This is a genomic window from Microbacterium sp. CGR1 (assembly GCF_051062835.1).
In the GTDB taxonomy this organism is placed as follows: Bacteria; Actinomycetota; Actinomycetes; order Actinomycetales; family Microbacteriaceae; genus Microbacterium.
This window is the reverse complement of record NZ_JAOTPG010000001.1, coordinates 908653-931368: the sequence shown is the minus strand read 5'-3', so window position 1 is coordinate 931368 and position 22716 is coordinate 908653. Positions and strand designations below refer to the sequence as shown.

Genomic DNA, 22716 nt, shown 5'->3' with positions numbered 1-22716 from the left:
AGAATGGGAGGGACATGACTCTCGCCACCGCTTCCGCTCGCACCCTCAACATCGGTCCGATCGCTCTCGACGTACCGGTCGTCCTCGCACCCATGGCGGGTATCACCAACACCGCGTTCCGTCGGCTCTGCCGCGAATACGGCGCAGGGCTCTACGTGAGCGAGATGATCACGTCTCGCGCACTCGTCGAGCGCAACGAGACGACGATGCGTCTGATCCGCCATCACGAATCCGAGACTCCTCGCTCGATCCAGCTCTACGGGGTCGACCCGCACACAATCTCCGAGGCCGTCCGCATCATCGTCGCCGAGGATCACGCCGACCACATCGACCTGAACTTCGGATGCCCCGTTCCGAAGGTCACGCGCAAGGGCGGGGGAGCGGCGCTGCCGTGGAAGAGCTCCCTCTTCTCGCAGATCGTCACCCAGGCTGTGAAGGCCGCAGGCGACGTGCCGCTGACCATCAAGATGCGCAAGGGGATCGACCCCGACCATCTCACCTTCCTCGACGCCGGCCGCGCAGCCGAAGACGCGGGCGTCTCAGCGATCGCGCTGCACGCCCGCACGGCGAGCGAGTTCTACTCCGGCCACGCCGATTGGAACGCGATCGGCGAGCTCAAGCAGGCCGTCACCAGCGTCCCCGTGCTCGGCAACGGCGACATCTGGTCGGCCGATGACGCCGTGCGCATGATGCAGCAGACCGACTGCGACGGCGTGGTCGTCGGACGCGGATGCCTGGGCAGGCCCTGGCTCTTCGGCGAGCTCGCCGCGGCCTTCGGGGCCGAATCGCACCCGGTCGACGCGACGCTCGGCTTCGTCGCCGACGCCTTCCGTCGTCATGCCGAGCTGCTCGTCGAGTTCTTCGAAGACGAAGACCGCGGATGCCGCGATGTGCGCAAGCACGTGGCCTGGTACTTCAAGGGCTACCCGGTGGGCGGCGACATCCGCACGGGGCTCGCGACGGCATCCAGCCTTGCCGAGATCGATGAGCTGCTGGGTCAGCTCGACCACACCGCTCCGTACCCCGGCGCGGATGCCGAGGGCCAGCGCGGTCGCTCGGGTCGCCCGAAGCGCCCGGCGCTGCCGGACAAGTGGTTGGAGTCGCGCGAGCTCGCGGCGTCGGCTTCCGAGATGATGCGAGGGGCGGAGATCGAGAACAGTGGCGGTTGATCCTCAGGTGGACTCGGCGCGCGGGCGCTCGGACGGATACGACCCGCGCGACGCCGAGCGATTCTTCGCCGAGACGCATCGATCCGAACGCGACGACTTCGCCCGCGACCGTGCTCGGGTGCTGCATTCCGCGGCGCTGCGCCGCCTTGCCGCCAAGACGCAGGTCCTCAGCCCGGCCAGCACGGCCGACTTCGCCCGCAACCGCCTCACCCACTCGCTCGAGGTCGCACAGGTCGGGCGCGAACTCGCGACCGCGCTCGGCGTCTCGGCCGACGTGGTCGACACCGCGTGCCTCAGCCACGACCTCGGTCACCCGCCCTTCGGGCACAACGGTGAGCGGGCGCTCAACGAGTGGGCCGAGCCGATCGGCGGCTTCGAAGGCAACGCGCAGTCGCTGCGCATCCTCAGCCGCCTCGAGGCCAAGGCCATCGACGACGACGGCCGCTCGGTAGGGCTCAACCTGACCAGAGCCAGCCTCGACGCGACCTGCAAGTACCCGTGGACGGTCGACAGCCCCGTGCCCGACCCCGGCGGACGCCTCAAATTCGGCGTGTACCCCGAAGACGAAGAGGTCTTCCGGTGGATGCGCGACGGAGTCCCCGGACGCCGCCGGTGCATCGAGGCCGAGATCATGGACCTCTCCGACGACATCGCCTACTCGGTGCACGACTTCGAGGATGCGATCGTCAACGGCTACGTCGACGTCGCGCAGCTCTCCGACCCGCGTCAGCACGAGGCGTTGATCGACCGCATCCAGCAGTGGGTCGGCTACGACTTCACTCGCGACGACCTCGCTGACGCGCTGTACCGCCTCGCCTCGCAGCCGATGTGGCTGCAGTCCTTCGACCGCTCCCGCCACGACCTGGCTCGGCTCAAGAACCTCACCAGTGACTTCATCGGTCGATTCGCCCGCGCCGCCGTCTCGGCGACCCGCGAGGCGTACGCCGGCCCGACGCTCGTGCGCTACAACGCTCACGTCGTGGTGCCGCGCGTGATCGAGGCCGAGATCGCCGTGCTCAAGGGCATCATGGGGCAGGCCATCGTCACGATCGACGCGCGCAAGGGCGTCTACAAGGAGCAGCGACGCGTGCTCACACGCCTCGCCGACGCGCTGTGGTCGACCGATACGCTCTGGTCCGCCGGAGCGGATGTGCTCGAGCCCGCGTTCTCGGCCGACTTCCGCGACGCGACGACCGACGGCGAACGCGCGCGGGTCATCGTCGACCAGATCGCGAGCCTCACCGATCAGAGCGCGATCGACTGGCACAACAGACTCGTCGGCGAGATCGACCCCGCGGAGGTGGGCATCTGGACGCCGCGTCATGCGCGACCGGGTGCTCGTCAGCACACGCCGCGGCAGGCGGTCGTCGAAGGGGCCGGCTGATGCCTCGCATCCGCCAGGCCGACGTCGACGAGGTCAAGGCCCGCACCAACATCGCCGACATCGTCGGAGAGCGCGTCGCGCTCAAGTCGGCCGGAGTCGGATCCCTCAAAGGGCTCTGCCCGTTCCACGATGAGAAGAGCCCGAGCTTCCACGTGCGGCCACAGGTCGGCTACTACCACTGCTTCGGATGCGGTGAGTCGGGCGACGTGTACTCGTTCCTCCGCGAGATGGACCACGTCAGCTTCACCGAGGCCGTCGAGCGCCTCGCGGGCCGCATCGGTTTCGCCCTGCACTATGAGGACGGCGGATCCGCTCCCGAGACGAGCGGGCGCAGTCGCCTGTATGCCGCGAACACCGCTGCCGCGGAGTACTTCCGCGGGCAGCTGCTGACGGCGGATGCCGAGGCAGGACGCCGCTTCCTCGGGGAGCGCGGCTTCGACGCCGGCGCTGCAGCGCACTTCGGGGTGGGATTCGCTCCTCGTGGCTGGGACAAGATGCTGAAGGCGCTCACGGCGCAGGGCTTCACGCGCGACGAGCTGAGCGCGGCAGGGCTGGTCTCGACCGGTCAGCGCGGTGTCTACGACCGATTCCGCGGCCGTCTCGTGTGGCCCATCCGTGATGTGTCGGGTCAGACGATCGGGTTCGGCGCGCGCAAGCTGTTCGACGACGACCAGGGGCCGAAGTACCTGAACACTCCGGAGACGCCGATCTACAAGAAGGCGCAGGTGCTCTACGGGCTCGACCTCGCCAAGCGCGACATCTCGCGGGGCGACCCCCGCCGAGTCGTGGTGGTCGAGGGATACACCGACGTCATGGCCTGTCACCTCGCCGGTCTCACGACCGCGATCGCCACCTGCGGTACCGCGTTCGGCACCGACCACATCAAGGTGCTGCGCCGCGTCATGGGCGACGACAACGCCTCGGGTGAGGTCGTCTTCACGTTCGACGGTGACGAGGCGGGGCAGAAGGCCGCGCTGCGCGCATTCACCGAGGACGATCGCTTCAACGCGCAGACCTTCGTCGCGGTCGCCCCTGACGGCCTCGACCCCTGTGATCTCCGACTCCAGCGCGGCGATGCCGCCGTGCGGTCGCTCATGGAGACCAAGCAGCCCATGTTCGAGTTCGCGATCGACCGCAAGCTCTCGGGCTTCGACCTCTCCACGGTCGAAGGACGCGTGGGCGCGCTGCGCGCTGCGGCGCCGATCGTCGCCGAGATCCGCGACCGCCTGCTCCGCCCCGGATACGAGCGGGTGCTGGCGCGTCGACTGGGCATGGACCCGACCGAGGTTCACAACGAGGTCGAGCGCGCGGCGCGCGGCGGATCGCAGACGACGCGTCACGAGTCGAGCAGCCGGCACGAGGTGACGATCGACCCCACGACCGGTGCGCCGACGGTGGCTCCGGTGACGCTGGCCAGCCTGCCGCGCACGGCGGATGTCGCCGTCGAGCGCGACGCGCTGATGGGCGCTCTCCAGTACGGCCACCAGATCGATCAGGCGCTGCTCGGCCGTGCGCTCGGCAGCCCGTTCCGCACGCCAGGGCTCGACGCTGTGCGCGAGGCCGTCGCAGCCGCTCCCGACCGCACTCGTGCAGGGTGGGTGACGGATGCCGTGAACTCGGTGCGGGAGCCGTACCGGTCGCTCGCGGGCGAGTTGCTCATGACACCTTTCCCCGCGCGCAACGAGGCCGGCGCCGTCGCATCGACCACCGACCTCGCGCGCAGACTCATCATGCGCAGCCTCGAGCACGATAAGCAGGAGCTCCTCGGGGCCGTGCAGCGGGTGCCGGCCGATTCCGACGGTGGCCGTGCCCTGCGCATGCGACTGCGCGACATCGACGTGGAGCGTCAGAGGTTCGCCGAGTCGTAACGGCGGCCGCCCAGCCGAGCAGGGCAGGATGGAGGAATGTTCTCCCGGCCCGAATCGACCAACGCGATCGACAGCTCCGACCTGGTCATCGACCGCGTCGGGCACAGCGGTCCGACCCGCGCGATCGACGGGGTGAGCTTCTCCCTCGCACCGGGTGAGCTCATCTGCGTGGCGGGGCCCACCGGGTCCGGAAAGTCCACGCTGGTCGCTGCCTTGGCGGGATCCACCGACCCGTCCGTCCGTGTCGTCGGAGGCACCGCCCAGGTGTGCGGTGTCGACATCCGTCGCCCTGGTCGCAAGCACCGTCTGCTGACCTACCGCACCGGGTTCGTGCCGCAGGGGGCGGGGGCCGATCTGCCGCCGCAGCTCACGGTGAACGAGGTGATCGCCGAGCCGATCCTCATCCGCGAGAAGCGCGTCAACACCAAGGCGCTGTCCATCAGGGTGGCGACGCTGCTCGACGAGCTGCATCTGCCGCTCGGCACCGCCGCGAAGTTCCCCTACGAGCTCAGCGCCGGTATGCGGCAGCGCGTCGCGATCGCGAGATCGTTCGTGCTCGAACCTCGCGTTCTCATAGCCGACGAGATCCTCGCGAACCTCGACCTCGAGGTTCGTCCCGTCGTCTTCGACGCGATCACCCGGCGCCGCAAGGAGCAGGGGATGGGTGCGTTGCTCGTCACCAACGACGCCGATTTCATCCGAGAGCTCAACGCCGAGACGCTCATGCTCCGCGGCGGTCACGTCGTTGCGCGCGGGGTGGGAAAAGACCTCCTGTGGGCGCCGAACGCGGAGGCGGATTCGCAGCACTGAGGGTGCCCGTACGCGACACGCCCGATGTGCGGCCCGTGTCACGAGCACGCTCCGGAGTTTGCTAGGATTGACGAGTTGCCCGCGCAGCGGAGCACATTCCTCGGTAGCTCAATTGGCAGAGCAGCCGGCTGTTAACCGGCAGGTTCTTGGTTCGAGTCCAAGCCGGGGAGCCAATGAAAAGCCCCTCTTCGGAGGGGCTTTTCCCTTTCCCTCGGTCCGTCCGTGGCGATGGATCGCAGCCCGTGGTGGGGAGATCGATCCCGCGCACGAACGAAGGCCCCGTCGATGACGGGGCCTTCGTTCGTATCAGCGTCGGATCAGCGTGCTGCGCCCTTGAGCGAGCCCGTGGTCTGGCCGGCCGGGTCCGAGATGACGCACTGCACGATGCGGTCGTTCAGCTCGTCCCAGGTCTGCTGGGTCGGGGTGATCGGGTAGACCTCGAGCACGGAGTCGTTGAACGCGATTCCGACGAAGCTCGTGTAGGCATCTCCGATGCACTCCTGCGAGGCTGCGTCGACGTTCTCCTCGGAGAACTCGCCGTCGTCCATCGTGATCTCGTAGTAGACCTCTTCGTCGTGCGGCTGGTCGCACGGCACGACGTCCGCATCCTCGATCAGGCCGGTGGCGCTGGCCATCTTGCAGTCGCCCAGCTTGAGCGCGAAGATGTCGATGTTCGAGCTTTCGGTGACCTGCCCGGTGTCCTCGTCGCGGTCGGCGTCTCCCGAACCGCCACCCAGGATCCCGTTCAGCGCGCTACATCCGGTCAATGCGACCGACAGCGCCACAGCAGAACCTGCAAGCGCCAGTGCGCGTCGCGTGCGCAGTTTCATCATGATTTCCCCTCCCAGAGCCTCTTGGTGCGTGGTATGTCGAGATACCACCTCAAGCACGGTATCCGGCTCGGAGTCTGTGATGCAACTCCGAGAAGGCTTTGATTGGGCTGAAAGGTTAGGTCAACCTTCCAAGTCGTCGACTCCGGGCATCCAGCTGGTGCCGCCCTTGCCCCAGCCTCGCTTCTTCGCGATCTTCTGCACGGTCTTCCAGTCGCCGTCCGACAGGCGGTCGATGTAGAGGATGCCGTCGAGGTGATCGAACTCGTGCTGCATGATCCGTGCACGCCAGCCGTCCACCGCGATCTCGACCGGCGCACCGTCGAGGTCAAGACCTGTGACCCGCACCCGCTCGGAGCGACGCAGGGGGAAACGCTCGCCGGGGAAGGAGAGACACCCTTCCGACTCGAGGTCGTCGTCCGGGTCGCCCGGCTCCAGCGGCACCATCCAGAGCTCGGGGTTGATGATGACGCCGCGCCACGGCTGGTCGTCATCGTCGACGTAGGCATAGGTGTAGATGCGCAGCGGCACACCGACCTGAGGTGCGGCGAGGCCGACACCGGGAGCGGTGTCCATCGTCTCGAACATGTCGGCGACGAGTGTGCGGATGTCGTCGGAGATCTCCTCGACGACGGAAGCGGGGGAGTGCAGGACGGGGTCGCCCATGATGCGAATAGGAAGAACAGCCACGCCATAACCCTACTCGGCGCACATCGCCGGGTAGGGTCGTAGGGTGAGCATCTCCGTATGGACAGCTGGGGCGGAAGACGTCACCGACCAGCTGGTAGGCGCGTTCCAGAACCCGGGACTGCTCCTCGGCATCCCCCTCGCGCTCGCGGGCGCGGTCTTCATGTCGCTCGGCGCGCAGTATCAGCACCGCGGCGTCGAGAAGATGGAGCGCCTGAGCGGTGCGGACGGAGCATCCGGCCTGTCGATGGCTCAGGTGCGCGGGCTGCTGACTCGACCGTCGTGGCTCATCGGAACCCTGATGCTGGGCCTTGCCATCGTGTGCCAGCTCGCGGCCCTCACCGTGGCGCCGCTCATCGTCGTGCAGCCTCTCGGCGCGATCGCGCTGGTCATGACGACGCTGCTGAACGCCCGCATCTCAGGGCACTCACCCACCAAGCAGTCCATCACGGCGATCATCTGCTGCGTGGGCGGCATCTTCCTCTTCGTCTTCTTCGCGGCGATCTTCGCCACCGAGAAGGACGTCACCGACACCGAGCTGTTCACGATCCTGGCGATCCTGCTCGTGGTGATCATCATCCTCGGTGCCTGCTGGCTCGTGCTGCGTCACCGGATGCGTGCGCTCTTCTACATCGTGGGCGCCGGAATCCTCTACGGTTTCGTCGCGACGCTCGCGAAGGTGGTCATCAAGCGGGTTCAGGCCGGCAACTTCGAGTGGATCACCATCGTCTGCGTGATCGCCCTGATCGCTGCTGCGGCCGTCGGCGCCTACTTCGTGCAGACCGCGTACAGTTCTGGTCCGCCTGACCTGGTCATCGCCGGGCTCACCGTCGTCGACCCGCTGATCGCCGTGCTGATCGGCATGGTCGTGCTCGGCGAGGCGGCCGCGGCGCCGCCGTGGGTGCTCGTGATCTTCGGCATCGCCGGTGCGATAGCAGTGTGGGGCGTCGTCGGACTGGCGCGCTATCACCCTCAGGTGCTCAGCGACAGCCAGGACCTCGGCATCACCCGCGGAAGCGACGAGCATGCGAAAGGCCCCGAGGCGAAGAACCCCGAGGCCTGATCACACCGGTTCAGTAGGCCGGATCGATGAGATCCGGTGATACCTCCGAGGCTGCTGCCTCGTCGACGAAGAACACCGTGCGCTTGCGCCCCTTGGCGCCCGCCGCGGGGACGTTCGTGTAGCTGGCCCCTGCGAGAGCCAGACCCAGCGCTGATGCCTTGTCAGCACCCGTGAGCACGAGCCAGACGCGCTTGGACGCGTTGAGCACGGGGCGGGTCAGCGTCACACGCTCCGGCGGAGGCTTGGGAGAGTCGCGCACCGGCAGTGCCGCGGCATCCGTCACGGTGACCTCGATGCGATCGGGGAACAGCGACGCGATGTGGCCGTCGGGGCCGACGCCGAGGAAGCACACGGCGAACGAGGGCCACGGGTGCTCGTCGGTGCCGAACTCCGCGAGGTCCGCGGCATACGCGTCGGCGGCCTCGTCGAGGGTCAGGCCCTCGCCTGCGCCGGCGACCTCGTGCACGTTCTCGGCGGGGACGGGGATGTGATCCAGCAGGGCCTCACGCGACTGCAAGGCGTTGCGGTCGGCGTCGTCGCGGGCGACGAAGCGCTCATCGCCCCACCAGAAGTGCACGAGGGACCAGTCGATCTGCGACGACCGCGGGTCGTCGCGCGTGGCGCGCAGAACCGCACCGCCCATCGAACCGCCCGTGAGGGCGACGTGGGCGATGCGACCGTTGCGTGTGCGCGCGCGAAGACGTGTCAGGAATCTGTCGGCCACTCTCGCGGCGAGTGCTGCGGGGGTGGATTCGACCACGACTCGCTTCTCTGCGGACGCTGTCTGCGACGACATCATTCTCCTGTCTCGGGCGGACCCAGCTTCTCCCAGCCCTCGGTGATCACTCGACCGTACAGGACGTCGGGGTCGAGGCGACGCAGCTCCTCGGCGAGGCATTCGCGCAGAGTGCGGCGGGGGAGGTGCAGATCGTGGTCCGGCTGATCCGGCTGCGTCAGCACCGCGACGCCCGGCGTCGGACGCTCGAGCAGGATGTCGCCCGAGGCGCGGTGGAGCCGCACGGACTTGATGCCCTCCTGCCAGTGCTCCGGGTCTTCGTACGACCAGGTGACGGGGATCTCGAGCGCCATCTGCAGCCAGGCGGCGAGCAGCGCGGTCGACGGCGAGGCGGACCCGCCGCGCACCTCGACGGCTGCGACCTCTTCGAACGGCGGCTGATCGAGCACGGCGGCGAGCTGCTCGCGCCAGTGCGTGAGGCGCGTCCACGCGAGGTCGGTGTCGCCGGGAGCATGCGTCTCGCCGAGCAGTGCAAGACGGTCACGCACGTCGGGCGCGGTGGCCGCATCCGTGATGCGTCGCTGGGCGATCTTGCCGAGGGGTGACGTGGCGGGCGAGGTCGGTGCCTCTTCCGGCCACCAGGCGACGACCGGTGCATCGGGCAGGAGAAGACCCGTGACCAGGCTCTCCTCGTTGCTGGCGGCGTCTCCGTAGGCGTGGAGCACGACGACCTCGGAGGCGCCGGCGTCACCGCCGACGCGGATCTGCGCGTCGAGGCGCGACTCGCCCTCACCCGTGGTGAGAACGATCACGCGCATCGGGTGCTCGCGAGACGCATCGTTGGCCGCATCGATCGCAGCCTCGGCGACGCCGTTGCGTGCCGAGATGATCAGCGTGAGCACGCGGCCGAGGGCGACGGCGCCGCCCTCTTCGCGGACCTTGACCAGCTGCTTGGCGACCTGGCTGACGGTCGTGTCGGGAAGGTCGATGATCACGGGCGTCTCCAGACTCGTCCGTCACGGGCAAGGAGGTCGTCGGCGGATGCCGGACCCCACGAGCCGGGTGCGTACTGGTCGACCGGGCCGCCTTCGGCTGCCCAGAACTTCTCTACAGGGTCGAGGATCTTCCACGAGAGCTCGACCTCTTCGTGCCTCGGGAACAGCGGCGGGTCGCCGAGCAGGACGTCGAGGATGAGCCTCTCGTACGCTTCGGGGCTCGCCTCGGTGAAGGCGTGGCCGTAGCCGAAGTCCATCGTGACGTCGCGCACGTTGGTGCCGTTGCCGGGAACCTTCGAGCCGAAGCGGATGGTGACTCCCTCGTCGGGCTGCACGCGGATCACGAGCGCGTTCTGACCGAGTTCCGCCGTGTTGGAACGACCGAAGAGATGCTCCGGCGCCGACTTGAACACGACCGCGACCTCGGTGACGCGTCGTCCGAGGCGCTTGCCGGTGCGCAGATAGAACGGCACGCCTGACCAACGGCGGGTGTCGATCTCGAGCTTGATCGCGGCATACGTCTCGGTCGCCGACTCCGGGTTCATGCCGTCTTCATCGAGGAAGCCGGTGACCTGCTCGCCGCCCTGCCATCCACCCGCGTACTGGCCGCGGGCGGTCGAGAGGGAGAGATCGTCGGGCACGTGCACCGCGGCGAGGACCTTCTCCTTCTCGGCACGGAGGTGCTCGGCCGACAGGCTGATCGGCTCTTCCATCGCGGTGAGCGCGAGCAGCTGCAGCAGGTGGTTCTGGATGACGTCACGAGCGGCGCCGACACCGTCGTAGTAGCCCGCGCGGCCACCGACGCCGATGTCCTCGGCCATCGTGATCTGCACGTGGTCGACGTAGTTGCGGTTCCAGATCGGCTCGTACAGCTCGTTCGCGAAGCGCAGCGCCAGGATGTTCTGGACCGTCTCCTTGCCGAGGTAGTGGTCGATGCGGAAGATCGAGTCCGCCGAGAACGCGACCTCGAGGGCGGCATTGAGCTCCCGCGCGGATTCGAGGTCGTGCCCGAATGGCTTCTCGATCACGACGCGGCGCCAGCGCTCGTCGTCATCGTCGTTCTCGCCGACGAGACCCGAGTCCTTGAGCTGCTTCGCGACCAGCGGGAAGTCCTTCGGCGGGATCGACAGGTAGAACGCGTGGTTCCCCATCGTGCCGCGCTCGACATCGAGCTGGTCGACCGTCTCGCGGAGCTTGCGGAACGAATCGGGGTTGTCGAACTCGCCCGAGACGAACCGGATGCCCTGCAGCAGCTGCGCCCACGTCTCCTCGCGGAACGGGGTGCGTGCATACTGCTTCACGGCGTCGTAGACGACCTGAGCGAAGTCCTGGTCCTCCCAGTCCCGCCGGGCGAAGCCGACGAGTGCGAATCCGGGCGGCAGGAGTCCGCGGTTGGCGAGGTCGTAGACCGCGGGCATGAGCTTCTTGCGTGACAGGTCTCCGGTCACACCGAAGATCACGAGGGCGCTGGGCCCCGCGATCCGGTTGAGACGGCGATCATCGGGGTCACGCAGCGGGTTGTGCCCGCGCGAGATGGGAACAGACATCGGTGGGGGATTCTCCTGGCTGTTACTTCTGTGCTGCTTCGAAGAGGGTGAGGACGTCGGCCGACGAATCGGTGATCGTCAGGGAGACGACCGGACGGCCGTGCTCGGCGAGGACACCGGCATCGCCGGCGGCCTGCGCTTCGATGAGCTGCCCGAACGTGAAGGGCCTCTCGGGGATCTCGAGATCGACCTCGGTGCGCTCCAGGATCTGCACGAACACGCCCTGAGCGGGTCCGCCCTTGTGGTACTGACCCGTCGAGTGCAGGAAGCGCGGACCCCATCCGAAGGTCGTCGGACGACCGGAGTCAGCGGCCACGAGTTCGCGGAGGCCCTGCAGCTGCGGCACGTCGAGCCGGTTCACGTACGCCTGGACGGACACGTAGCCGTCTGCCGGAAGCTGAGCCCAGAGCGCATCGAGCACGCCTTCGACGGTCCCGGATGCCGCGAGAGCGGCGTCGGACACGCGCACCTCGACGCCGTTCTCGACGAACGCGGGCGCGGTGGGCTCGGGTCGTGCGTCCAGCAGGCCGCGGGCCGCCACCTTGGCGGACTCGACGTCGGGCTGGTCGAAGGGGTTGATGCCGAGCAGGTAGCCCGCGATCGCCGTGGCGTACTCCCAGACGACGAGCTGAGCGCCCAGCGAGCCGCTGACCAGGATCTCGCCCTCGTGCCGTTCGCGGAGGTGGAACTCGTTCGCGTCGTCGACCAGACGCACGATCTGCAGGTCCGACGGCTTCGAGTCGAGCTCCGGCGACACAGGCAGGAGGACGACGGGCAGGATGCCGGTGCCGTCCTTGCCCGTGGATTCGGCGATGAGCTGCTCGATCCAATCGGGCAGACCGTTGATGTGCGTGCCGTCGGTGATCAGACCCAGCTTGTCGCGGCGGGGCGACGTGGCGGAGATCGCGGCAGCGAGCCGCAGCGCCGGGTTGTCGGCGGAGTCGATCGCGACCTCGAGAAGCGAGGCGTCGGCCTCGTTCAGGAGTTCGTCGATGTCGGCTCCGGCGAGCCCGGACGGGACGAGGCCGAAGGCGGTGAGCGCCGAGTAGCGCCCTCCGACGTCCGGGTCCGCGTTGAAGACGCGGTACCCCGCCTCGCGAGCCGAGACATCGAGCGGCGAACCGGGGTCGGTGACGACGATGATGCGCTCGACAGGGTCGATGCCCACGTCGCGGAACGCGGCTTCGAACGTGCGGCGCTGCGAGTCGGTCTCTACCGTGGAGCCGGACTTCGACGACACCACGAGCACGGTCTCCTCGAGGCCCTCGTCCAGTGCGGCGAGCACCTGGCTCGGAGCGGTGGAGTCGAGGATCGTGAGCGCCACGCCCGCGGTCTGGGCGATGACCTCAGGAGCGAGCGAGGACCCGCCCATGCCGGCGAGCACGACGCGCGTCACACCCTTCGCGTGGAGATCCGCGCGAAGAGCGGTGATCTCAGCGACCAGCGGGCGCGAGACCGAGACCGCTTCGATCCATCCGAGGCGGATCGACGCCTCGGACTCGGCTGCCGGACCCCAGAGGGTCGCATCGCCGCCGGTCAGGCGTGAGGCGATGAGGTCGTGGACGAGAGCGGGAACCGTCTCGTCGATCGCGACCCGAGCCGCGCCCGAGGCGTGGATCGCGATCGTCATCGCTGCGCCTCGAGGCCCTCTGCCACCTGGGTGAGCAGGTCGTGCCAGGAGTCGATGAACTTGGCGACGCCCTCGTCCTCGAGCACCTGGGTCACGTCCGTGAAGTCGATGCCGAGGTCGGCGAGGCCGGCGAAGACGGCACGAGCCTCTTCGTAGCCACCGGTGATGGTGTCGCCGGTGACGACGCCGTGATCGAAGGTCGCCTCGAGCGTCTTCTCGGGCATCGTGTTCACGACGTCCTTCGCGACGAGCTCGGTGACGTAGAGGGTGTCGGGAAGCGCCGGGTCCTTGACGCCGGTCGACGCCCAGAGCGGACGCTGGGCGTTCGCGCCGGCCGAGATCAGGTCCTGAGCGCGCTTCTCGGCGAACGTCTTCTCGTAGAGCTCGTAGGCCAGACGGGCGTTGGCGAGTCCTGCCTTGCTCTTGAGAGCCTCGGCCTCGTCGGTGCCGATGGCCGAGAGACGCTTGTCGGTCTCGGTGTCGACGCGCGACACGAAGAACGACGCGACCGAGTGGATGCTCGACAGGTCGATGCCGGCGCTGTGCGCACGCTCGAGGCCTGCGAGGTAGGCCTCGATGACCTCGGCGTAGCGCTCCAGGCTGAAGATCAGGGTCACGTTGACGCTGATGCCCGACGCGATCGCCTCGGTGATGGCCGGGAGCCCGGCCTTCGTCGCGGGGATCTTGACGAGGAGGTTCGGACGGTCGACCTTGGCCCAGAGCTGCTTGGCCTGTGCGACCGTGCCCTCGGTGTCGTGCGCGAGATCGGGGGAGACCTCGATCGAGACGCGACCGTCGACGTGGCCGGAAGCCTCCCACACGGGGCGGAAGACGTCGAGTGCTGCCGCGACGTCCTGGGTCGTCGCGGCGAAGACGGCTTCTTCGGCCGTCGCGCCAGAGGCTGCGAGCTCGGTGACCTGAGCGTCGTAGGACGTGTTGTTCTTGTCGGTGATCGCGTTCGCGAAGATCGTCGGGTTGGTGGTGACGCCGACGACGTTGCGGCTCTCGATCAGCTCGGCCAGGTTGCCGGAGGAGATGCGGGTGCGGGACAGGTCGTCGAGCCAGATGCTGACACCGGCTGCTGCGAGGTCTGCGGTGGGGGTGCTCATGCGTTCTCCTTGATGGTCTCGCGTGCGGCCGCGATGACGGCCTCGGTGGTGATGCCGAACTTCTCGAACAGGGTCTTGTAGTCGGCGGAAGCGCCGAAGTGGTCGATGCCGACCGAACGGCCGCGGTCGCCGACGATCCCGCGCCAGCTGAGGACGGAACCCGCCTCGACCGAGACGCGGGCGGTGACGGCCTTCGGCAGGACCGACTCGCGGTACGCCTCGTCCTGCTCGTCGAACCACTCCAGAGACGGAGCGGAGACGACGCGGACGCCCACACCCTCTTCGGCCAGGGCCGCGCGGGCATCGACCGCGAGCTGGACCTCGGAGCCGGTCGCGATGATGATCACGTCGGGGGTGCCGTTCGGCGCCTCGGCGAGCACGTACGCGCCCTTCGAGACACCGTCGGTCGAGGCGAACACATCGCCGTCGGCCGCACCCTGACCGCGCTCGAACACCGGGATGTTCTGACGCGTCAGGGCGATGCCCGCGGGGCCCTCGTGGCGGCGCAGGATCTCGAGCCAGGCGGCCGAGGTCTCGTTGGCGTCGGCGGGGCGCACCAGGGTGAAGTTCGGGATGGCGCGGAGCGTCGCGATCTGCTCGACCGGCTGGTGCGTCGGGCCGTCCTCGCCCAGGGCGACGGAGTCGTGCGTCCAGACGAAGATGCTAGGGACATTCATCAGCGCGGCCAGACGCACCGGCGGGCGCATGTAGTCGCTGAAGATGAGGAAGGTGCCGCCGAAGGCGCGGGTCGGGCCGTGCAGCACGATGCCGTTGACGATCGCACCCATGGCGTGCTCGCGGATGCCGAAGTGCAGCACGCGACCGTAGGGGTCGCCCGACCACTCGTGAGTGGACCACTCGGCCGGGATGAAGGACTTCGAGTCCTTGATCGTGGTGAGGTTCGACTCGGCGAGGTCGGCCGATCCGCCCCAGAGCTCGGGGAGCTCGGCGGCGAGTGCGTTGATGACCTGGCCGGATGCCGCGCGGGTCGAGACGTCCTTGCCGCTGGCGAAGACCGGGAGAGCGGACGTGATGTCGGCCGGGAGCTCCTTGGCCTCGAGGCGGTCGAGGAGCGCCTTGCGCTCGGGGTTGGCCGCGGCCCACGCGTCGAACGACGTCTGCCACGCGGCACGCGCCTCAGCGGCGCGGTCGGCGAGAGCCCGGGTGTGGGCGATCACGTCGTCCGCGACGACGAAGTGCTCCTCGGGGTCGAAGCCGAGGACCTTCTTGGTCGCGGCCAGCTCGTCGCCGCCGAGGGCGGAGCCGTGGATCTTGCCGGAGTTCTGCTTGCCGGGCGACGGCCAGCCGATGATCGTCCGGAGGATGATGAGCGACGGCTTCGAGGTCTCGCCCTTCGCGGCCTCGATGGCGGCGTTCAGCTCGGCGACGTCCTCGACGTACTCGCCCGTCTTCTTCCAGTCGACGGTCTGGACCTGCCAGCCGTAGGCCTCGTAGCGCTTCGCGACGTCCTCGGTGAAGGCGACGTTGGTGTCGTCCTCGATCGAGATCTGGTTGGAGTCGTAGATCGCGATGAGGTTGCCGAGCTCCTGGTGGCCGGCCAGCGAGGATGCCTCGCTGGTCACGCCCTCCTGGAGGTCGCCGTCACCGGCGATCACGTAGACGAAGTGGTCGAACGGGCTCGTGCCCGCAGCCGCCTCCGGGTCGAAGAGGCCGCGCTCGTAGCGGGCGGCGTAGGCGAAGCCGACGGCAGAGGCGAGACCCTGGCCGAGCGGGCCCGTGGTGATCTCGACGCCCTTGGTGTGGCCGTACTCGGGGTGGCCGGGGGTGAGCGAGCCCCAGGTGCGGAGCGCCTTGAGGTCGTCGAGCTCGAGACCGAAGCCGCCCAGGTAGAGCTGCACGTACTGCGTCAGCGAGGAGTGTCCGACCGAGAGGATGAAGCGGTCGCGGCCGAGCCAGTCGGTGTCGGTCGGATCGTGGCGGAGAACCCGCTGGTAGAGCAGATACGCGGCCGGAGCGAGGCTCATCGCGGTGCCGGGGTGGCCGTTCCCGACCTTCTCCACGGCATCCGCTGCCAGAAGACGCGCGGTGTCCACCGCACGTCGGTCGATCTCATCCCACTGCAATTCCGACACTGTTAAGCCCTTCTGCAACTGTTCGAGAGCGTCCGGAGTGCACATTCGCAGACCGCAACGTTACGGAGGGGTGTGTGATGTGCGCCGGGCGCGCGAGTCATTTCAGCATAGCGCCGTGATGTGACCCGTTACCTCGTCTTACAACGCGTCACCGTCCCAGGAATTCCGCGGCGGAACCGGCGTGTCGCCTCCTCGTGGGACCGGGGACCACAGTCATCGATACGCGGTCTCGCGGCCGCCCGGGCGCGTCCGCCGGGCAGGGCGGGCCGGGCCTCCGGTGTGCCCTAGACTGGGAAACGCTGTCGTGACGCGTGTGGAGGAGGCGATCGAGATCTCGACGATGTCTGATCAGACCGTTGTGAAGAAGTCCATCGGTCGTACCGTGAAGGCGTACGTCGCCCTCACCAAGCCGCGCGTCCTCGAACTGCTGCTGGTGTCCACCGTCCCGGTGATGTTCCTCGCCCAGGGCGGACTGCCCGACATGTGGCTGGTGCTCGCCACCGTGATCGGAGGCTCGCTGAGCGCCGGCTCGGCTGCGGCGTTCAACATGTACCTCGATCGCGACATCGACGCGCACATGCACCGCACCGAGAACCGTCCGCTCGTGACGGGAGAGATCACCCCGCGGGGCGCTCTGATCTTCTCCTGGACCCTCGCTGTGCTCTCGACCGTGTGGCTCTGGTTCACGACGAACTGGCTGGCCGCCACGCTGTCGGCCGCGGCGATCTTCTTCTACGTCGTGATCTACACGATGATCCTCAAGCGCCGCACCGAGCAGAACATCATCTGGGGCGGCATCGCCGGATGCTTCCCGGTCCTCATCGGCTGGGCGGCCGTCACCGGCTCGCTCGACTGGCCCGCGTTCATCCTCTTCGCCCTGATCTTCCTCTGGACGCCGCCGCACTACTGGCCGCTGTCGATGAAGTACAAGGACGACTACGACGACGTCGACGTGCCCATGCTCGGGGTGACCCGCAACGCCTCGCAGGTCGGCCTCCAGGTCATCCTGTACGCCTGGGCGACCATCGCCTGCTCGCTGCTGCTGATCCCCATCGCGAACATGGGCCTCGTCTACACCGTCTCCGCGCTGGTGTTCGGCGGCTGGTTCATCTATGAGTCGCATCGCCTCTACAACCAGGCTGTGCGGGGGAACGAGGCGCGGCCGATGCGAGTCTTCCACGCCTCGATCACCTACTTGACGCTGATCTTCGTGGCCGTCGCGGTCGACCCGCTGCTGCCGTTCTGACCCTCGTCGCTCTCGACGACCGCCTCATCCTCCGAGGTGGCAGCGGCCGTGTTCGGATCGGTGGTGGTCTCGATCGCGTCGTCGGCGTCCGCCTCTGACGTCCAGTCGATGGGTTCGACGACGACGGGTGCGGTGGTGGGAATCAGCGCCTGCACCGCAGTGAGCGCGATCGCGACCAGGAATCCGATGACTCCCGCGCCCAGGAGTGCAGCGCCGACCACGACGAGCGACTGGCCGACGTAGACCTCTATACCCGTGGCTGTGCCGTCGAGGAGAGTGCTCGTCATCGTGCCGATCTGCCCGGCGATCAGCCACCCGCCGACGCCCGCCGAGGCGAGCGAGAGCACGAGGAGGAGCCAGAAGCCGATGCTGCGTGTCAGTGACTTGTTCATGTCAGCCACCGTGCATGACGGACTGATGAGCCTCCGATGCCGGAGCTATGCATCCACTGTGCCGGCCGTCCAGCCAGCGGCCGGTCTCACTCCTGAGCGGCGGCAGGCTTCTTCAGATGCAGCACCACGACCGTGTAGGCGGCAGCCGACAGCGACGCGAGCACCATGTGGATGCCGACGAGCAGCGGAGGGAGTCCCTCACGCGCCTGCCAGATTCCGACGCCCACCTGAACAAGGATCGCCAGCACGAGGACGAGAAGCCACTTGCGCGGTTCGAGCCGAAGCGCCCACGCCGAGATCGTCAGCGCGGCGACGAGAGCGGCGAGGATGTATCCGGGCCACGAGTGCACATGGGCGAGGATCGTGGCATCGAATCCGTGCCGCAGCACGTCGGCGTCGCCGGAGTGCGGCCCGGAGCCCGTGGTCAGCACGCCGAAGACGATCGTGACGGCCAGGGCGAGACCGGTGACATGGCTGAGGATCGCGAACCACTTCGGGACGGCGGTCACGCGGGGGCCGGCCGCGGCGTAGAGCCGCACCAGGAAGGCGGCCGTGACGCACACGAGCAGCAGCGACGAGACGTAGTGGAACCCGACGATGAAGGGGTTCAGACCGGTGAGGACGGTGATGCCGCCCACGAGTGCCTGCGCGACCACTCCGACGAGGACGATCCAGGCGAGGACGACGAGATCGCGCCGGTCAGATGCGAGCCTGAGCGAACGGATCATCGCCGCGATCACCGTGACGAGCAGGGCGCCCATGGCGAACGGCGTCGCGGGGAGGGAGAAGAGGGAGGCGAGCCCGAACACGATCGCCGCGGCCACGATGCCGCTCGCGGCGAACCGCAGTGCGGAGAACACGAGACGTCTGCCGCCGACACGCGCCAGCACGAGCAGGAGGACGGCGAGTGCGATGATGCCGACGACGCCCGTCATCACACGGTTGCCGAACTCGATGATGCCGTGTATGCCCTGATCGGCATAGATCGGCACGAGGGACTCAGGAGTGCAGAGCGGCCATTCCGAGCATCCGAGGCCTGACCCGGTGAGACGCACCGCACCACCGGTGCCGATGATGATGGTCTGCGCGAGGAACGAGAGCCAGGCGCATACGCGCAGCATCCGTCCCCAGCGGTGCGCGGCCGTCGAGGGCATCTCTGGTGCATTCGTGGGGGAGGAGATCGTCGTCTCGGGCATAAGTCTCTCCGAACCGCGCCGGACACGGCGAGCGGCCCTGTCTTCAGGCGGAACCTGTAGAATCGGATTGTTGCGATGAGCGCTGACCGCGCTGAAGCATCGCTAACAGTTTAGGCGCGATGGATGCGCCGGTGATGAGGGCCCACCAACGGCACCCGCTCCCGCAGACTCGACGGGGATCAGGTGTGTCGGGGCGGATGACACCGTTTTGGGACCTGTGAGGAGAGTGTGTGATGTCGGATGTGCTGATCGACCGCCCGGAGCTTGACGGCCTGGGGGTGTACGAATTCGGGTGGCATGACGAAGATGCTGCCGGAGCCATCGCCAAGCGCGGTATCTCCGAAGAGGTGGTCCGCGGGATCTCGGCGCTCAAGCACGAGCCCGAATGGATGCTGAAGACCCGTCTCAAGGGATACCAGCTCTTCGGACGCAAGCCGATGCCGACCTGGGGTGCAGATCTCAGCGAGATCGACTTCGACAACATCAAGTACTTCGTGCGCTCGACCGAGAAGCAGGCGCAGTCGTGGGAAGACCTTCCCGCAGAGATCCGTGAGACCTACGAGCGCCTCGGCATCCCCGAGGCCGAGCGTCAGCGTCTCGTGGCCGGAGTCGCAGCTCAGTACGAGTCCGAGGTCGTCTACCACCAGATTCGCGAGGACCTGGAGGAGCAGGGTGTCATCTTCATGGACACCGACACGGCGCTGCGCGAGCACCCCGAGTTCTTCGAGGAGTACTTCGGTTCCGTCATCCCCGCGGGCGACAACAAGTTCGCAGCCCTGAACACCGCCGTATGGTCGGGCGGATCGTTCGTGTACGTCCCCAAGGGAGTGCACGTCGAGATCCCGCTGCAGGCGTACTTCCGCATCAACACCGAGAACATGGGCCAGTTCGAGCGGACCCTGATCATCGCTGACGAGGACAGCTACGTCCACTACATCGAGGGCTGCACGGCGCCGATCTACAAGTCGGATTCCCTGCACTCGGCCGTCGTCGAGATCATCGTGAAGAAGAACGCCCGCGTTCGCTACACGACGATCCAGAACTGGTCGAACAACGTCTACAACCTCGTCACCAAGCGCGCGGTCGCGCACGAGGGCGCGACGATGGAGTGGGTCGACGGCAACATCGGCTCCAAGGTGACGATGAAGTACCCGTCGATCTACCTGATGGGCGAGCACGCCAAGGGCGAGACGCTCTCGGTCGCCTTCGCGGGTCCTGGCCAGCATCAGGATGCCGGCGCCAAGATGATCCACATGGCGCCCTACACGCAGTCGTCGATCGTCTCGAAGTCGATCGCGCGCGGCGGCGGACGTGCCGGATACCGCGGTGAGGTGCGAGTGGACGCCAATGCGCACCACTCCGCGAACACCGTGCGCTGCGATGCTCTGCTCGTCGACACCAAGTCGCGCTCCGACACCTACCCGGCGATCGACATCCGTGTCGACGACGTGCAGCTCGGCCACGAGGCCACGGTCTCGAAGGTCAGCGAGGAGCAGCTCTTCTACCTCCAGTCCCGCGGCATGCCCGAGGACGAGGCGATGGCGATGATCGTGCGCGGCTTCATCGAGCCGATCGCGCGGGAGCTGCCGATGGAGTACGCGATGGAATTGAACAAGCTCATCGAGATGGGCATGGAAGGATCGGTCGGCTGAGATGACGGCCCAGACGACGACGCCGACGGCGTCGCATCATTCGAGCGCGCATGTCGACCCGGCCGCGCAGGTCGCGGACGCCGGATTCGTTCCGGTGCAGACGCGTTCCGAGCGCCCGCACTCGTTCGAGCCGGCGGACTTCGGTGCGCCGACCGGTCGCGAGGTCAACTGGAAGCACACTCCCGTCGCGAAGCTCTCGCCCCTCTTCGAGGTCGCGGGCTCCGCTGAGGGAGTGAGCTACACGTTCGGCGCAGGAGAGCAGTACGTCTCCGCGCCCCTCGCCGCCGGCGACGCTCCTCGCGGCGAGGTCTTCCTCGCCGAGGACATCACCGCGGCCATCGCGTGGCAGGGTTCCCCCGAGGCGCTGCACATCCGCATCCCTCGTGAAGAAGAGGTCGCTGAGCCGATCCTCGTGTCGATCGACGGTCTCGGCGCGGAACTGCGCGCGGATGCCCATATCGTGATCGAGGCGCTCGAGCACAGCTCGGCGACCGTGGTGCTCCAGCACACCGGCGCCGCGCAGTACTCGCAGAACGTCGAGATCATCGTGCGCGACGGAGCGAAGCTCACCGTCATCAGCCTGCAGCAGTGGCAGGATGCGGCCGTGCACACCTCTGCGCACCAGGCTCGCGTCGACGCGGATGCCACCCTCAAGCACTTCGTCATCAGCTTCGGCGGCGGCGTCGTGCGTGTGAACCCGAGCGTCGAGCTCGCGGGTGCCGGATCCGAGGGCTACCTCTACGGTCTGTCGTACGCCGATGCGGGTCAGCACCTCGAGAGTCAGGTGTACCTGCACCACAAGGGCCCGCACACCAAGGGCGACGTGCTCTACAAGGGCGCGCTCCAGGGCGAGGGTGCGCACAGTGTGTGGATCGGCGACGTGCTGATCGGCGCCGATGCGACGGGCACCGACTCGTACGAGGCGAACCGCAACCTGGTGCTCACCGAGGGCGCTCGCGCCGACTCGATCCCGAACCTCGAGATCGAGACCGGAGACATCCTCGGTGCCGGCCACGCCAGCGCCACCGGGCGTTTCGATGACGAGCAGCTGTTCTACCTGCAGGCTCGTGGCATCAGCGAAGAGGAAGCACGCCGCCTCGTCGTGCTCGGATTCCTCACGGACATCGTCCAGCGTCTGGGCATCCCGGCCCTGGAGGCCGAGCTGCTCGACGCGATCGAGACGGAGCTCGCCGAGGTGAACGCGTGAGCGCCGAGCGCGTGTGCGGCGTCGCGGAACTCGAGCAGGACATGCCGATCCGTGTCGAGCCGCACGGCGTGCCGATCACCGTGATCAAGGACTCCGAAGGCGTGATCCACGCCATCGGAGACACCTGCACGCATGGCGACATCTCTCTCGCCGAGGGCTTCGTCGAGGGTGACACCGTGGAATGCTGGGCCCACGGCTCGGCGTTCTCCCTGCTCACCGGCAAGCCCCAGAATCTCCCCGCTTATGAGCCCGTTCCGGTCTACGTCGTCGAGATCGACGGCGACGACGTGCTCATCGACCCGACTGTGACGAAGGAAGTCTGAATGTCTGTTCTTGAAATCCGCGACCTGCATGTGACGGTCGAGACCGAGGCGGGGACCACTCCGATCCTCAACGGCATCAACCTCACCATGAACACAGGTGAGACGCACGCCATCATGGGCCCCAACGGCTCGGGCAAGTCGACCCTCGCGTACACGATCGCCGGACACCCGAAGTACACCGTGACCTCGGGGTCGATCACCTTCGACGGCCAGGACGTGCTCGAGATGAGCGTCGACGAGCGCGCTCGCGCCGGCCTGTTCCTCGCCATGCAGTACCCGGTCGAGATCCCGGGCGTCACGGTGACGAACTTCCTCCGCACCGCCAAGACGGCACTCGACGGCGAAGCCCCCGCGATCCGCGGCTGGACCAAGGACGTCAAGGCGGCCATGGCGAACCTCCGCATGGACCCGAAGTTCGCGCAGCGCAACGTCAACGAGGGCTTCTCGGGTGGCGAGAAGAAGCGTCACGAGATCCTCCAGCTCGAGGTGCTCAAGCCGAAGTTCGCCGTCCTCGACGAGACCGACTCCGGTCTCGACGTCGACGCCCTGAAGATCGTCTCCGAGGGCGTCAACCGCGCCAAGGAGTCCACCGGTCTCGGCGTTCTGCTCATCACGCACTACACGCGCATCCTCCGCTACATCCGTCCCGACTTCGTGCACGTGGTCGTCGCGGGCAAGATCGTCGAAGAGGGCGGCCCGGAGCTCGCAGACCGGCTCGAGGACGAGGGATACGACCGTTTCCTCGACCCCGCAGCCCCCGTCGAGGCGTAGGCTGATTC

General features: G+C 67.7%; 20 protein-coding genes and 1 tRNA gene. 11 read left to right on the top strand and 10 right to left on the bottom strand.

The annotated features are described in order from the left end of the window. Nucleotides 1-14: 14 nt before the first annotated feature. The 5 genes from dusB (at nt 15) to OD997_RS04520 (ending at nt 5404) form a co-directional block, all read left to right on the top strand. Nucleotides 15-1169: a tRNA dihydrouridine synthase DusB gene (gene dusB / locus OD997_RS04540; RefSeq protein WP_434330547.1), complete on the top strand. Its 1155-nt coding sequence runs from the start codon at nt 15-17 to the stop codon at nt 1167-1169. Next, a complete protein-coding gene (locus tag OD997_RS04535) occupies nt 1159-2553 on the top strand; it encodes a deoxyguanosinetriphosphate triphosphohydrolase (protein WP_434330546.1) in 1395 nt (464 codons plus the stop codon). The genes dusB and OD997_RS04535 overlap by 11 nt, the downstream gene beginning before the upstream one ends. Next, nucleotides 2553-4421: a DNA primase gene (gene dnaG / locus OD997_RS04530; protein WP_434330545.1), complete on the top strand. Its 1869-nt coding sequence runs from the start codon at nt 2553-2555 to the stop codon at nt 4419-4421. The genes OD997_RS04535 and dnaG overlap by 1 nt, the downstream gene beginning before the upstream one ends. 36 nt (nt 4422-4457) lie before the next feature. Then, nucleotides 4458-5231 carry an ATP-binding cassette domain-containing protein gene (locus OD997_RS04525; protein ID WP_434330544.1) on the top strand — a complete coding sequence of 258 codons (774 nt, stop codon included), beginning with the start codon at nt 4458-4460 and terminating at the stop codon, nt 5229-5231. Between the two features lie 97 nt (nt 5232-5328). Further along, a tRNA-Asn gene (locus tag OD997_RS04520) sits at nt 5329-5404 on the top strand. A gap of 144 nt (nt 5405-5548) precedes the next feature. Here OD997_RS04520 and OD997_RS04515 read toward each other — a convergent pair. Next, nucleotides 5549-6064, bottom strand: coding sequence for a septum formation family protein (locus OD997_RS04515; protein WP_434330543.1), 516 nt, complete (start codon nt 6062-6064; stop codon nt 5549-5551). Between the two features lie 120 nt (nt 6065-6184). Next, nucleotides 6185-6751, bottom strand: coding sequence for a peptide deformylase (gene def / locus OD997_RS04510; RefSeq protein ID WP_434330542.1), 567 nt, complete (start codon nt 6749-6751; stop codon nt 6185-6187). A 49-nt stretch (nt 6752-6800) separates the two neighbouring features. Between def and OD997_RS04505 the strand changes: the two genes are divergently transcribed. Further along, a complete protein-coding gene (locus tag OD997_RS04505; RefSeq protein WP_434332335.1) occupies nt 6801-7811 on the top strand; it encodes a DMT family transporter in 1011 nt (336 codons plus the stop codon). A 10-nt stretch (nt 7812-7821) separates the two neighbouring features. On the opposite strand, the gene pgl is transcribed toward OD997_RS04505, so the two are convergent. The 6 genes from pgl to tkt are packed head-to-tail and all read right to left on the bottom strand — an operon-like array spanning nt 7822 to nt 15921. Beyond that, nucleotides 7822-8607 carry a 6-phosphogluconolactonase gene (gene pgl, locus OD997_RS04500; protein WP_434330541.1) on the bottom strand — a complete coding sequence of 262 codons (786 nt, stop codon included), beginning with the start codon at nt 8605-8607 and terminating at the stop codon, nt 7822-7824. Further along, nucleotides 8607-9542 carry a glucose-6-phosphate dehydrogenase assembly protein OpcA gene (locus OD997_RS04495; protein WP_056307286.1) on the bottom strand — a complete coding sequence of 312 codons (936 nt, stop codon included), beginning with the start codon at nt 9540-9542 and terminating at the stop codon, nt 8607-8609. Before OD997_RS04495 ends, pgl begins: the two co-directional genes overlap by 1 nt. Further along, nucleotides 9539-11089, bottom strand: a complete 1551-nt coding sequence (gene zwf / locus OD997_RS04490) for a glucose-6-phosphate dehydrogenase (RefSeq protein ID WP_434330540.1) — start codon at nt 11087-11089, stop codon at nt 9539-9541. The genes OD997_RS04495 and zwf overlap by 4 nt, the downstream gene beginning before the upstream one ends. Before the next feature lie 22 nt (nt 11090-11111). Continuing rightward, entirely contained in the window at nt 11112-12719 is a 1608-nt protein-coding gene (locus OD997_RS04485; protein ID WP_434330539.1) for a glucose-6-phosphate isomerase, read from the bottom strand. Beyond that, nucleotides 12716-13828 carry a transaldolase gene (tal, locus tag OD997_RS04480; protein WP_434330538.1) on the bottom strand — a complete coding sequence of 371 codons (1113 nt, stop codon included), beginning with the start codon at nt 13826-13828 and terminating at the stop codon, nt 12716-12718. Before tal ends, OD997_RS04485 begins: the two co-directional genes overlap by 4 nt. After that, the gene (gene tkt, locus OD997_RS04475; protein WP_434330537.1) at nt 13825-15921 is read right to left on the bottom strand and encodes a transketolase; all 2097 of its coding nucleotides are present in this window, start codon (nt 15919-15921) and stop codon (nt 13825-13827) included. Before tkt ends, tal begins: the two co-directional genes overlap by 4 nt. Before the next feature lie 331 nt (nt 15922-16252). Here tkt and OD997_RS04470 point away from each other — a divergent pair, with 331 nt between their 5' ends. Next, entirely contained in the window at nt 16253-17167 is a 915-nt protein-coding gene (locus OD997_RS04470) for a heme o synthase (protein WP_434332334.1), read from the top strand. Here OD997_RS04470 and OD997_RS04465 read toward each other — a convergent pair. Beyond that, the gene (locus OD997_RS04465) at nt 17113-17559 is read right to left on the bottom strand and encodes a hypothetical protein (protein WP_434330536.1); all 447 of its coding nucleotides are present in this window, start codon (nt 17557-17559) and stop codon (nt 17113-17115) included. The two genes, OD997_RS04470 and OD997_RS04465, sit on opposite strands and share 55 nt — an antisense overlap. Before the next feature lie 86 nt (nt 17560-17645). Next, nucleotides 17646-18755 (bottom strand): COX15/CtaA family protein, encoded by a 1110-nt coding sequence (locus OD997_RS04460; protein WP_434330535.1) that lies wholly within the window; start codon nt 18753-18755, stop codon nt 17646-17648. 233 nt (nt 18756-18988) lie between these two features. On the opposite strand from OD997_RS04460, the gene sufB reads away from it, so the two are divergent. The 4 genes from sufB to sufC are packed head-to-tail and all read left to right on the top strand — an operon-like array spanning nt 18989 to nt 22708. Beyond that, nucleotides 18989-20407 carry a Fe-S cluster assembly protein SufB gene (gene sufB / locus OD997_RS04455; protein ID WP_042537589.1) on the top strand — a complete coding sequence of 473 codons (1419 nt, stop codon included), beginning with the start codon at nt 18989-18991 and terminating at the stop codon, nt 20405-20407. A 1-nt stretch (nt 20408) separates the two neighbouring features. Beyond that, on the top strand, nt 20409-21614 hold the full coding sequence (gene sufD, locus OD997_RS04450; protein WP_434330534.1) for a Fe-S cluster assembly protein SufD: 1206 nt from the start codon (nt 20409-20411) through the stop codon (nt 21612-21614). After that, nucleotides 21611-21937 (top strand): non-heme iron oxygenase ferredoxin subunit, encoded by a 327-nt coding sequence (locus OD997_RS04445; protein WP_434330533.1) that lies wholly within the window; start codon nt 21611-21613, stop codon nt 21935-21937. The genes sufD and OD997_RS04445 overlap by 4 nt, the downstream gene beginning before the upstream one ends. After that, nucleotides 21938-22708, top strand: coding sequence for a Fe-S cluster assembly ATPase SufC (sufC, locus tag OD997_RS04440; RefSeq protein ID WP_056516888.1), 771 nt, complete (start codon nt 21938-21940; stop codon nt 22706-22708). Nucleotides 22709-22716 lie beyond the last annotated feature (8 nt).